General features: G+C 37.4%; 15 protein-coding genes and 1 riboswitch. Of the genes, 9 read left to right on the top strand and 6 right to left on the bottom strand.

The features are described 5' to 3' along the window. Positions 1-283 precede the first annotated feature (283 nt). The 5 genes from H540_RS0111260 (at position 284) to H540_RS0111240 (ending at position 3,854) form a co-directional block, all read left to right on the top strand. Positions 284-616 carry a DUF1904 family protein gene (locus tag H540_RS0111260; RefSeq protein ID WP_028400734.1) on the top strand — a complete coding sequence of 111 codons (333 nt, stop codon included), beginning with the start codon at positions 284-286 and terminating at the stop codon, positions 614-616. A gap of 635 nt (positions 617-1,251) precedes the next feature. After that, entirely contained in the window at positions 1,252-2,496 is a 1,245-nt protein-coding gene (locus H540_RS0111255; RefSeq protein WP_028400733.1) for an O-antigen ligase family protein, read from the top strand. Further along, complete coding sequence (locus H540_RS29555; RefSeq protein WP_281172489.1) at positions 2,493-2,930, top strand: winged helix-turn-helix domain-containing protein; 438 nt, start codon at positions 2,493-2,495, stop codon at positions 2,928-2,930. The genes H540_RS0111255 and H540_RS29555 overlap by 4 nt, the downstream gene beginning before the upstream one ends. A gap of 17 nt (positions 2,931-2,947) precedes the next feature. Continuing rightward, a complete protein-coding gene (locus H540_RS29550) occupies positions 2,948-3,274 on the top strand; it encodes a transposase (protein WP_425388107.1) in 327 nt (108 codons plus the stop codon). A 349-nt stretch (positions 3,275-3,623) separates the two neighbouring features. Beyond that, on the top strand, positions 3,624-3,854 hold the full coding sequence (locus H540_RS0111240; protein ID WP_028400732.1) for an excisionase family DNA-binding protein: 231 nt from the start codon (positions 3,624-3,626) through the stop codon (positions 3,852-3,854). A gap of 190 nt (positions 3,855-4,044) precedes the next feature. Here H540_RS0111240 and H540_RS0111235 read toward each other — a convergent pair whose 3' ends face one another. Further along, complete coding sequence (locus tag H540_RS0111235; RefSeq protein WP_028400731.1) at positions 4,045-4,224, bottom strand: small acid-soluble spore protein H; 180 nt, start codon at positions 4,222-4,224, stop codon at positions 4,045-4,047. A gap of 285 nt (positions 4,225-4,509) precedes the next feature. Beyond that, positions 4,510-4,622, top strand: a riboswitch (TPP riboswitch). Between the two features lie 175 nt (positions 4,623-4,797). Here H540_RS0111235 and thiC point away from each other — a divergent pair. The 4 genes from thiC (at position 4,798) to H540_RS0111215 (ending at position 8,553) form a co-directional block, all read left to right on the top strand. Beyond that, positions 4,798-6,573, top strand: coding sequence for a phosphomethylpyrimidine synthase ThiC (thiC, locus tag H540_RS0111230; RefSeq protein ID WP_028400730.1), 1,776 nt, complete (start codon positions 4,798-4,800; stop codon positions 6,571-6,573). Further along, on the top strand, positions 6,548-6,751 hold the full coding sequence (locus tag H540_RS0111225; RefSeq protein ID WP_028400729.1) for a hypothetical protein: 204 nt from the start codon (positions 6,548-6,550) through the stop codon (positions 6,749-6,751). The genes thiC and H540_RS0111225 overlap by 26 nt, the downstream gene beginning before the upstream one ends. A 330-nt stretch (positions 6,752-7,081) precedes the next feature. Continuing rightward, positions 7,082-7,693 (top strand): class I SAM-dependent methyltransferase, encoded by a 612-nt coding sequence (locus H540_RS0111220; RefSeq protein ID WP_028400728.1) that lies wholly within the window; start codon positions 7,082-7,084, stop codon positions 7,691-7,693. Between the two features lie 209 nt (positions 7,694-7,902). Beyond that, positions 7,903-8,553, top strand: coding sequence for a glycosyl transferase (locus H540_RS0111215; protein WP_028400727.1), 651 nt, complete (start codon positions 7,903-7,905; stop codon positions 8,551-8,553). 369 nt (positions 8,554-8,922) lie between these two features. Here the strand turns inward: H540_RS0111215 and H540_RS0111210 are convergent, their stop codons facing one another. From H540_RS0111210 to H540_RS0111190, 5 genes are all read right to left on the bottom strand, one after another. After that, positions 8,923-9,393, bottom strand: a complete 471-nt coding sequence (locus tag H540_RS0111210; RefSeq protein ID WP_028400726.1) for a hypothetical protein — start codon at positions 9,391-9,393, stop codon at positions 8,923-8,925. 494 nt (positions 9,394-9,887) lie between these two features. Beyond that, the gene (locus H540_RS0111205) at positions 9,888-11,168 is read right to left on the bottom strand and encodes a glycosyltransferase family 39 protein (RefSeq protein ID WP_051317078.1); all 1,281 of its coding nucleotides are present in this window, start codon (positions 11,166-11,168) and stop codon (positions 9,888-9,890) included. 33 nt (positions 11,169-11,201) lie between these two features. Next, positions 11,202-11,543, bottom strand: coding sequence for an EamA family transporter (locus H540_RS0111200; protein ID WP_028400724.1), 342 nt, complete (start codon positions 11,541-11,543; stop codon positions 11,202-11,204). A 2-nt stretch (positions 11,544-11,545) separates the two neighbouring features. Beyond that, positions 11,546-11,884 carry a DUF2304 domain-containing protein gene (locus H540_RS0111195; protein WP_028400723.1) on the bottom strand — a complete coding sequence of 113 codons (339 nt, stop codon included), beginning with the start codon at positions 11,882-11,884 and terminating at the stop codon, positions 11,546-11,548. 8 nt (positions 11,885-11,892) lie between these two features. Further along, entirely contained in the window at positions 11,893-12,621 is a 729-nt protein-coding gene (locus tag H540_RS0111190) for a glycosyltransferase family 2 protein (protein ID WP_028400722.1), read from the bottom strand. Positions 12,622-12,792: the final 171 nt, after the last annotated feature.

Raw genomic sequence — 12,792 nt, 5'->3', positions numbered from 1 at the left:
TTGTTAGAGCAGGAAACCTAAAAAAACCACACTAGGTTGTGGGGAAGAAGATTATATAGATATAAATACTTTTTGTTCGAAACTAACTATGTGCATTGTATTCTTACGGTAAACCGTATTATAAGTAAATAAGATTAAGAACTTTAAAAGCACATCCTTTGCTAATGTAGGTAACCTTAAAATAATTATTAAAGGTTTTAGAGGAGGTATTCTTTTATTGTTCGTTTTAGAATCTTTAGTATAATGTTAGTAAATAATAAAAGTACAAAATGGAGGAAATACATTGCCGCATTTAGTTATTCGAGGAATATCCAGTGAACAGATGAAGATAATCAGTAAACCGCTAGTAGAGGAGCTTGCAGAAATTTGTGAGTGTGATACGGATAACTTTACGTTGGAAGTAATGCAGTCTACTTTTGTGTTTGATGGGAAGGAAGTTCCGGCTTTTCCTTTTATTGAGGTAAAATGGTTTGAACGCGGACAAGAGGTTCGTGACAAGTTCGCACAAGCTGTGACGAAGCATATGATGTCAACTGATGTTTTGGAGGTAGAAGTTGCCTTTATTCCTTTTTCTGAGTCAGCTTATTATATTAATGGAAAAAGATGTGCAGAATAAAGGAACAATACTATATATGAGTGAATGATAATTTCGACATGTCCATGTGCTATGTGCAACGAAAAGGGAGTACGGCATGCTTCTTCTCTCTGGTTTACCCTTGTATGAACCGCTACAAAGGTTTGACCGCTTCTGCACGTCGCCGGATGATCTCTCTCCACTATCAACGGTTTTTTTATTCACTTGTATATAGTTGTGAAAGCAATTAACCTAGTTCTTATCAAGGAGCTAGGTTTTTCATTATTTAAGAATAAGGGAAGCAAACATTAGAATGATCATCGATAAAGTGGAGAGATATATTGTTTAATTCTCAACAATGATGTGAATGATAAAGTTAAGATATTTTTATAAAAAAAGAAATAATTCTCAATTATGCTGTAAAGTTATTGATATAAGAGCATACTGTAGTCTAAAATTTTATTTGCATTAAACAATTGTGTGTGGGGATAATGAAAAGCTGCATTCTCAGATAACAAGGGATTTTCAATCAACGAGGCGTTTAAAAAAGAGGAGTCGTTTTTAAAGTGCTGAAAGATCTATTAGCGCTGCATAAGGTTTCAAATGAGCCTCGGACGAGTCAAGTATGTTTATAGAAATCGTAGGATATACGAATCTTCATTTTTGGGATGTGTGAAATGATCAGTAAAGGATTAGCTTGGTTTCAAAAATTAAAAATTGGTTGGTCAGAATGGGGCATGATACTGCTTTTTATTCTTCCACCCGCTGGTATTGCAGTACTTTTATTGTCCGGTTGGCTGCATTTATACAGAGTCGTAAAAAGACGAAAGCCATTTGAACTCAAAATCGAAACGTTTTTCTTTTTGAGTTTATTCTTAGCTTCTGTTTTGGCATCTATCCAATTTCATAAATGGACGTATTTTGCTTCGCCTGCTCTTATCTTAGGCTATTTTGGCTTTTATTTGTATACGAAACAGCATGGCTCCTTATCCTCATTCCGTCATTGGATTTGGATTACTATCGGGGGTGGATTGTACGTTGCAGTATTGGGATTTATTCAGATGACTACACATACTGCTTACAGCACAGGGGGAGTGTTCAGCTTCCTTACGGGCACAAGGCTGTTTGGCTATGATCAGCCGGATCGCTTGTTCGGCAGTGCTTACAATCCAAACTTTGCTTCGTTTTTACTGCTTTATGCATTAGCGCTTCTGCTGATGGTGTTACTGCATCAAATGCATGGGACAGGACGGCGGGTTCACGTTTTGTTGATTACATGTATTTTTATTGTGTCGACAGCGATTATAGAAACGGGATCGCGTACTGGATTTGCCTGCATGGCTATGCTGCTTTTGCTCTTTTTTTTCCGCTTTCGCTGGAAGATTGGTGCGTTTTTGATCATTGTTTTTGCAGTCTGCAGTCAGGAGCTTATTCAATGGCTGCCGCGCACTACATATTTAGGAGAATCAATGGATACCCGAAAAATCATCTGGGAAACCAGTATACGTATATGGGAGAAATATCCATGTTTTGGCGTTACGATGCAGGGATTTCAAGATATGTATCAGAATTTTACCGGAGAGTATATTGCGCATCCCCATAATATTTTTCTTGCCTTTTTTGTCATTTATGGAACCTTAGGTGGGATGGCATTCTTACTTTTACTCGCTGTCCTGTTGTATCAACTAACAGCATTGTTAGTTTCCTGTCATACACACAAGGAGTTTTTCGAGATGTTTTTGTTTTTATTTCCGGTCACGCTTCTTACGGGCCTGTTTGACTATCCAATGTTTTCTCCGCAGACAGCGCTTCTTGCTGTAGGGCTGCTTGGCCAATGGGGTTATTATTTGAGAACATGCTCGTTCGCCCTAGATAGCAAAAAAGTTGGCGCGCTGAGACTTTTAAGGAAAAAGAATTCCTGACTGCGGTTCGTCTTGTCATGGAAGGAAAGTTAGGAAAGGAAGTAGCTGAAATCTGTAACCTTCATCGCCAATCTGTCTCAGAATATGTTCGTCGTTTTAATGAAGGTGGCTTAGACCTTCTTCTGGATCGTAAATTTGGCGAAGGGCGTCCTTGTTCACTGACAGAGGCGCAACAGAACGAACTGACGGAAACCATCTTACACAGTTCTCCGGCAAATCACGGGCTGGGAACCGCTGTGTCTTGGACAACGCCAATGATTCGTGAATATATCAAGCGCGCGTACGACGTTCACATGACCAGAACAGGTGTATTACGTATGCTTTGGCGCCTTTCTTTTTCTTACACACGTCCCACATATGTGCTGAAGAAAGCGAATCTCAAAAAGCAACAAGCCTTTTCACGCCAGCTCGAGTGGATAAAAAAAACGCTGTAAACGAGAACACAGTACTCTTGTATCAGGATGAAACACATATCCGTGCTTACCAAAGTCTGCACGCCACTTGGTCACAATCCGGTGTACAGAGGCAAATTCCAACGTACGGTCATCACGCTTCTGTCACATTGTTCGGGACAGCGGGTACGGGAAAGATTGTGACTTCCACAGTTTCTTCCAGTAAGAAGGAACAGTTCGTTGCTTTCTTGCGACTTCTCTTACAAGAATACACAGGAAAATTTATCATTTTAGTGACAGACAATGCCCCCATTTATCGCAGCCAAATGGTTCGGGATTTTCTAGAGGAACATAAAAACGCACTTATGGTGGTTCTATATTTCTAGCAAATTATTTTTGTAACAGAATCTTCTATGGAATTATCCTATATAAGTCCGCTTTGTTATTCCGACATATCTGTCGTTTGCCACGTAGAACAAAAGGGAAACTGCGCTCGCTCCCTCTCTATGGTCTACTCCTGCATGGACCACGAAAAGGGTTTGAGCGTTTCTACGCTTAGTCGGATGCTCTCTCCCACCTAAAAGAAAAGTTTTATGTCGATTTTTTTAGTTGCATTTATATATCTGCTTTTTATGCTGCTATTTTTGCTAATAAACCGTACCATAAGTAAATGGGGTTTTATAAAAAGAAGAACCATAAATTCTGAGAATTTTCCAAGAAAAGGCGGAATGATATATGTATTTGACCATTAAAGAAACAGCCGAGTACTTATCGCTGCCTGAATCGACCATCCGCAGCCTGATTCAGCAAAGACGGATTCGGGCGATTCATGACGGGGAGCAGTACCTTGTTTATAAAGAGCAGTTTAACGAGCATCTAAAGCAGCTGGAAAAAGCGAAAAAGCAGCTTGGAGAATGGAACAGCGAACCGATTCCGGAAGATTTCGATGTGAAGGATGAGGACTAGCAAACGCAAGAACGAATTTAAAATAAATATGGCATGAGTTCGGTACAAACTCATGCCGCCTGGTTCATCTAGTTTTTATTTGTGTCTATTTAACAGCAGTGTATTCATACGTAAGGTTTATTTTTAGAAAGAATGCAGCTAATTCAGTTAGCGTATTCCTTTCATTCTTGAGACTAATAAGAGCCGGTTTTTAATGCTCAATTAGGCTGCTTAGAGGTACGTTTTGTTCGTCCTGCGGTTGATTGAGCGGATAGATTCTAGCCGTTTCATTATTTTCATCAACCTGTTGAATATAGATTGGAACCCCTTCATAAGTAACATTAGCCATAACAGGTGAAGCAGCAATCTCTTTAGCACGTTGTTTGTGCATTCTCCTTTCCTCCTTTCCTTCTTATAAATTGTAATAGCTATATTATGTACTCCAAACTATTTAAGTATTCTACAGTACGAACGGAAAAAGGCTATTACAAATATTCTTTGTAAAAAACGAATAAACCTGAAATAAGATTATTTCATCAATAGAGAAGTGATTGGGTTTCATCCCATGCTAATATAGATTGCTGCGCAAATTTATTTTTATCAAATATTAGAAAAAGCTTTCTTAATACTGAAAACTATGATATTTTCTATAGTAAAGCATGATATGTTAGTTCAAAAGCTCTACTAGGGGTGTCCGATGGCCGGACTGAGAAAAGAATGCGTGGAATTCTTTGACCCTTTGAACCTGATCTGGATTATACCAGCGTAGGGAAGTAGTAACGAAGGCGTCTGCTGTCTGTTTTCTCAGCGCGCTGCTACTTTTTTGACGATTAATCAGGTTCTGTGTATACAGAACCTTTTTTTATTGTCCTTCATCTACTCGTTTGACTATAAAGGCAACGTGTAATGAACTATGCTGCAGCTCCTAGGTCGCACTATCGATCCATTTTAAGGAGGAAGTTACATGCAAAAGCAAAATGAAGTGAACATTGAATTAAAATCCCAATTTACGGGAAGTAAAAAAGTTTATGTCGAAGGCTCAAGACCAGATATCAAGGTCCCAATGAGAGAGATTGAGCTAAGCCGAACAGTAAGTTCTTTTGGGGAAGAAGACAATGCTCCTGTTCGTGTATACGATACGAGCGGCCCTTACACAGACTCGGATTACAATGTAGATATCAGACAAGGGTTGCCAGCTTTTCGCAAAAAATGGATCTTAGAACGTAATGATGTTGAGGCGTATGCAGGAAGAGAAATAAAACCTGAAGATAACGGATACCGTGAAGGCGATGTACGTGCAAATCTTGAGTGGTTCCCTAATGTAAATACAACACCTTTACGTGCTAAAAAGGGACATAATGTCACACAAATGCATTACGCTAAAAAAGGCATTATTACACCTGAAATGGAGTACATAGCTATTCGTGAAAATATCGATCCGGAGTTTGTTCGTGACGAGGTAGCAAGAGGAAGAGCGATTATACCGGCAAATATTAACCATCCGGAAACTGAACCGATGATTATCGGACGTAATTTTCATGTGAAAATAAATGCGAACATTGGTAATTCTGCTGTCACTTCTTCGATTGAGCAAGAGGTTGAAAAGATGACATGGGCTACTCGATGGGGCGCAGATACAATCATGGATTTATCAACAGGGAAAAACATTCATACTACGAGAGAATGGATTGTTCGCAACTCCCCAGCTCCAGTTGGGACAGTACCTATTTATCAAGCACTTGAAAAAGTAAATGGAATTGCTGAGGATTTGACATGGGAAGTTTATCGAGACACTTTAATTGAACAGGCGGAACAAGGAGTAGATTACTTTACGATTCATTCCGGCGTTTTATTGCGCTATATTCCATTAACGGCTAAACGTACAACAGGTATTGTATCCCGCGGCGGTTCCATCATGGCGCAATGGTGTTTAGCTCACCATAAAGAAAATTTCCTATACACACACTTTGAAGAAATATGTGAAATCCTGAAGCAATATGATATTTCCGTTTCGCTTGGAGATGGATTACGTCCTGGTTCCTTAGCGGACGCAAATGATGAGGCGCAATTTGCTGAGCTCGAAACGTTGGGCGAATTAACTGCAATTGCATGGAAGCACGATGTGCAAGTTATGATTGAAGGTCCTGGTCACGTGCCGATGCACATGATTAAAGAAAATGTTGATAAGCAAATGGAGATTTGTAAAGAAGCACCGTTTTATACATTAGGACCTTTAACAACGGATATCGCTCCAGGGTATGATCATATTACATCAGCTATTGGAGCTGCGATGATTGGCTGGTTTGGAACAGCTATGCTTTGTTACGTGACTCCAAAAGAGCACCTAGGATTACCGAATAAAGACGATGTTCGCGATGGGGTTATCGCATATAAAATTGCTGCGCATGCAGCTGATTTAGCGAAAGGTCACCCGGGCGCTCAAATTAGAGACAATGCTTTATCTAAAGCACGCTTTGAATTCCGTTGGAACGATCAATTTAACCTATCGCTTGATCCGGAACGCGCAAGAGAGTACCATGATGAGACGCTTCCAGCTGAAGGGGCAAAAACAGCTCACTTTTGTTCAATGTGCGGACCGAAGTTTTGCTCCATGAGAATTTCTCATGACATTCGAGGAATGGCAACGGAAGATATCGTAAACGAGGAAGTTTCAGTTGAAGAAGGAATGAGACAAAAAGCAGAGGAATTTGTTAATGATGGATCAAAAATCTATCGATGAAAGCAATTACAATGAGATAAAGAAAATAAAAAGAGAAATAGAAATCATGCAGCATAAAATACACCAGCTGCAAGAAGAAATTCAATATATCCAGCGTATTTGTGATCATACATTTATGGAAACCTCAGTTATGAGGATATGCCAGAGGTGTGGTTTCTCAGAAAGTACGTATTATTGATTGAGAGCTAGTATTTTGATAAATAAAAAATGCACTGTTCTCCCTGCTATAATGAACTTTATCATAAATAATGGTAGGAGATTTATCAAAGATTATTGCGGGAAAAAGTCATTAAAAATTTAGAATGAATGTATGCTTTTACTGAATTTTAGCCATCCTTTCTAAGAATATTTCTTAGAAAGGATGGCTATTTTTTGGTTCTGCATAATGTTTAAATAGAAAATGGTACAGCTATGCTACAATAGCTATAAACGGGAAATCCTTATATATATGACTTATCTGCATTACGTATAAAAACAAATTTATCAATTTAAGAAAACGGTGATTACTTTGCTTGAATGGACTGGAGAGAGAATTATTCCTAAGTTACTGAAGCCGACGAACGGCATGTTATTAGAACATATAGCCAGATATTACTTCGCTACTCCTTACATTAAAGGAAGAGTGCTGGATATCGCATGCGGTACAGGCTATGGCTGCCATATGGTGGCAAAAGAGCGCAAACGCGAAGTGGAAGAAATTATCGGGGTGGATATTGACCCGGAAACGGTTTACTATGCGAATCGTGAATATAATCATCAAAAAGTAACGTATATGCAAAAGAATGCGATGGATCCGGATTTGCCTGAGCAGCTCGGTACATTCGACACTATACTAAGCTTTGAAACAATTGAACATGTCGAGGACGATCAAATCTTCATGGATCATTTATATCGCATGCTGAAGCCCGGCGGTACGCTCGTTTTATCAAGTCCGTTTGGAAGAGGCCGCGGAAAGCCGACAAGTGAGCCTTTCCACGTTTATCAGCTTACGCCGGAAGAATTTGAAGAACTTTTCGTGCGTTTTTCAAATGTGGAGATGTATTATCAAAGAGGCCCTACCTTTGAAAAAAAGCGGGACGGGGTTCGGTATTTCATAGGAGTAGCAGTTTGTACAAAATAAAATCCAATGTATCGGTATAGAAAGAAGAGATGAACCATTGTTTATTTTTGGTTCGTCTCTTTTTTTTGTTATTTCAACATAATTTAATGGATGCTTTTTGTTTACAAATAAATGAATTTATTTGGCAAATAGAGAATGAAAAATGAAAAAAATGAAAACTAAAAATGAGAATCACGTATATGTAAATCTTATAAAAGGAGTTCATACGCATGAAAAAACAATTGCTACGATTCATTCTGCTACTTGTAACTGCTATGTTTGTGTTCACGCCATTCCATGCGGACGCAGAAGTAAGCACTCAAACGCAGGACCAGCGCTATAGTCAATCTGAAGCAAAATTGAGGTTTGATTTAAGAAAGCTCTGGATTGATCATACGATATGGACGCGAGGTTACATCGTAAGCAGCTTGGCAGGACTTGAGGATCAAGACAGGGTGCTAGTCAGACTGTTGAAAAATCAAGAGGACATCGGAAATGCGATTAAGCCTTATTATGGGAATGATGCAGGAAATAAACTTGCCAAACTGTTAAAAGAACATATTATACTTGCCGGTAAAGTAGTAGAAGCTGCCAAAAGCGGAAATAAGGCCAGTTTAGATAAATACAATAAGGAATGGTATAAGAATGCGGATGATATCGCACAGTTTTTAAGCAGCGCAAACCCAAATTGGTCCAAGCAAAAATTGAAAAATTTGCTGTATGTGCACTTGCAGCTCGTAACAGATCAGGCCGTTGCCAGAATCAAAAAGGATTGGACTGCCGATATTCTCGCTTTTGATAAAGGCGAGGATCATATTATTGTACTGGCGGACGCTATTACAGATGGCATAGTGAAGCAGTTTCCAAATAAGTTCAGATGACGTATTGCTGTATCATGAACACCTGTACGATGATTGCTGAGAAGTTTTCTATTACCTATCTGAACAAAGCAAAGTGACGAACAACAATACTACAATTATGATACAAAGGAAATCTTTATCCTTCATGGAAAGAGGCATAAAATAAAACCAATTATAAATCAAAATGCTCTCCCCTTAAGGGAAGAGCATTTTGATTTAAGATAAGAATTTATAAAATTTCACGCACTCTGTCCTTCTGTTCACACACAGTATGCAACACAAGCTTATGCGCTTAGTAAAAAGACACAGGGAAGAGCGTTTTAAAGGGTTTGACCGCTTCTGCACGTCTTTTAATCTCTCCCCACTATAAAAAGCCGGTTTTCCTCTCCTCTATTTACGAGTAAACCCTTCTTCATCTAAATACTGCGCAGCTTCTCTATAGGAGTTGAATGTACCGTCTAAATTCAAGCCCGCATATACGTTCCACATATCATCCTCTTCTACAAGAATAAGAGTGTGATTCTCCTCGTTTATCCACTGCTCCTCTTCGTTTTGTGCAACAGATACGACTTCATCTGTTGTGCTTTGTGAAAGGGAGAGAATAGATTTTTGGATTACAGTACGGAGCTCCTCCGCTGAAAAATCACGGATGTTAACCATCCCTTTATCATTGGTCTTATAACCGTGCACATATTCAGCATAAACGAAGCCATTGCCGTTTGGATGTAAATGATACACGACATTCTTTTTATCTGAGACGCTTTCTTCAAAATGAAAATTAATTCGTCCTAATGATACATTTTTTCTTTGCAATTCCGGAAATGATTCAATAATAGCCAGTTTTTCTTCAAAAGTTAGCATGTAGCCTCCATATGAGTAGTGATTTAATTCGTCCATTATACCATAGACAAAATTTTTTCCAAAATTCTCCCTTATCATTCGTTTTGCATACAATGCTTTTCCTCACTCAGCCGATTTTGGCGTACCCATTCCTTATCGGATTCCCACACATGTCGAGTGACAATTTTTTTGTGATTCACAGAACGTGTACATTGAGAAAGAAGCGTTTATTGAGTGGTACGATTGCAGTTCCACTTTTGTCCATGCGAAACAGGGATTTGACCGGTGGCTTGAGCAAGGAGAACGAATTGACCACGCTTTCGTTCCTGTCTCAAAACCACTCGTGATAAATAGGATACTTTAATAATTGTATTATGGAAGAGTGTAGTATCTATTCATTATAAGCGATAAAAAAAGGTGCTTGTTGAAAAGCACCTTTTCTCGTTTTTAAAAGATAAGAGAGTATAAACTTTCCTTAGATAAATGCATAGAAAGAGACGTATAGTATATAGCAACTATTTGATAGTTACGAGTCTTTTGTAAAGTATGTGTATGACGTTTACAATGAAAAATGCACCTAATATGCATAGACAAGGAATGATAAAAAATCCGTATCTCGTTATAGCCAAGAATATGTTTGAAAGAGCAACATATCCAATTACTATGGTTGATAAAAGGAATATCTTTGGATTTTTTCTGAAGGTAATCATGGATGCAAGTCCAGTTAGTACTACAGCAAAATGCTGAAGTTTAAATGCTGAGATAACCCAAGATGCAAAATAGCTATCATATAAAGGTCTCAAAGCATCTGCTGCGTTAAATAAATGAATTGTTTTTCCTAAAGTAAACCATGAAAACCATAATGCAAAATCATTTTTAAAGCCATTCTTAATAAGTATTTTAGCATAGGTACCTTTATTTTCTTCTGTCACAGTGTATCCTGCATTCACCATATCTTGGGTAATACTGTCATATCCACGTAAATAAAATGGATCTGTTCCTGCTAGCAAAGGATCGCCAGAATGAGAAGAAAAAATATAAGCATGTCCTAATACAAGTAAGTTACGCAGTACCCATGGTCCCATTATTAGAACAGGACCAATACACCATATAAATCCGATTTTAATCGCTTCTTTCCATCCAGATTTATAAACAATAATTCCCCATCCAATAAGGAGTAAAGGAGCAGGTGCTGGGCGGAACATTAATGTAATAGAGGCAACGATGCCAAATATAATGTGCCACATTAACGTTTCTTTTCTTAATGCCAATATAAAGATTAGAATAGTGAGCATGAACAGAAACATAGATGGTATTTCAGTTAATAAAGTCCTAAAAAAATGATACCCGGAAAAGTAAGTTGTATACATTAAGCTGGCAAGAGATGATACGAATATATTTCTAAATAATAGTTGGGATATGTTATAAATTATGAAGACTATCCCGATATTTAGAAGCATGTTAATAATTCTAGTCAGAAGTATATGATCCATATGTACCCATTCAGAAACTTTAAAAATTGCAGCTAAGTAAAGAGGGTGTCCAGGTGTCACATAAGCATTTGACTTTGTCTCTGCATATCCATATATACCATCATGTAATAATTGCCAAGCCATTGATGCATATTTATATGCATCAACAGACCCGTAAGCAGAAACTCCTTCTCCATACACTTTAGGATTATGAAAAACATCACCAGGATTTTTTATGAGAAAATACATATTTATAAACAATGCAAAGATAAGAATATATAACAAAGGGCTTTTTAGCCATTTATATAGATTGGTTAATGACAATGTGAAACATCCCTTCAACTCAAGAATTTATCTTTATTTTGCTATGAAGTAGGCACCTAAAATAATGAGTCCTACCCCAAACCATTGTGAAATTTCAATTTGTTCTTTAAATAAAAAATATGCAGCTAACATGCCGACAATGTAACTCATACTTTGAAGAGGATAAGCAACACTAAAAGGGATTTTTGAAAGAATAAAAATCCATACAGCTGTTGCAAGCACATAAAGAATCCCCCCTCCTATAAAATAAGGAGAGAAAACAACTTTAAGAACAGCGTTCAAATTCCATGTTGTAACACCTCGAAGTGAAAATTTCCATAAAATTTGACCGCTTATCAATAAGCATACATTTAAAAGTAAAACGAGATAGTACATGCTTACTTCTCCTTCTCCAGCTTTTGTTTCAGCAAGGCATAATCTTGTGTAAGGGTAACAAATTGATGATGTAGTTTCGATAATCTTCGTGTCAAATCAAAAATTAAAATAAAGCAAAATAAAAGTCCAAATAGAAATAAGATAGAAGGTGGATACTCGACTTTTAATAATTTTCCTATCCAGTTCACAACTTTTTCAGTAGAGCTTAGCACAGCCATGATAATACATACGAAAATCCAAAGGATCGCATATTTCGTCTCTAGTGCTCCTCGACGGATAGAGTTAATAATGAAAAAAAATAATAAGATAATAAATATAAATGAAAAGGTAATTATCCTCATAATTTCAATCAGCCTTTCACAATTTTTTGCATGAATATTGCTAAGCTTACTTTTATCATATAGTACACAGATTTTAGAGGAGTAATAGAAGATTTCCCACCTTGTCTTTCTTGCATATTCACGGAAATCTCTTTAATGCGTAAGCCTTTCTTTTTTAAATAGATGAGAACCTCTGGTTCTGGATAATCTTTTGGATAATTATGGGCGAAAATTTGAATGATTTTTCTATTTTTTGCGCGATATCCAGATGTAGGATCCATAAAAGTTTGTTTTGTTAATAATTTCAGTAATGCAGTAAAATAATAAATGCCAATTCTTCTCGAAATACTTCCTTTATAATCTGTCTTCTCAGCAAAACGAGATCCAACTACTATATCACATTCATTTTCCGCAATAGGTTTAATAATTTTGTATAGGTCTTCTGGATTGTGTTGACCATCTGCATCAAATTGGATTGCTATATCATATCCATTTTCATAAGCATATTTATAACCTGTTTGCACAGCAGAACCAATACCAAGGTTATATGGGAGGCTTACAACTTTCACGCCAAATTGTTTTACAATTTCAGCAGTTTTATCTCTAGATCCATCATTAATTACACACATGTCTAATTGTGTAAAATGTTCTCGTAGTTGCAGGAGTCTTGTTAATGTATCTCCAATAGCTTCTTCCTCATTATAAGCAGGAATGATAATTAAAGTTTTAGGAATAGAAATAGGTACTTCAACAGGCATATTTGCACCTTCCTTTATATGAAATCATGTATATTATGCTACCTCTTCAAACTTCACCCTATCTAATATATCATTAAAAGTATGCCAAATAAAGGATAAGGAAAGTATGCCAAATAAAGGATAAGGAAAGTATGCCAAATAAAGGATAAGGAAAGTATGCCAAATAAAGGA

Origin of the sequence: Ectobacillus panaciterrae DSM 19096 (assembly GCF_000430785.1) — a bacterium.
GTDB classification, from domain to species: Bacteria; Bacillota; Bacilli; order Bacillales; family Bacillaceae_G; genus Ectobacillus; species Ectobacillus panaciterrae.
Note: the sequence above shows the minus strand (reverse complement) of the source record. Positions and strands in the feature narration are given on the sequence as shown.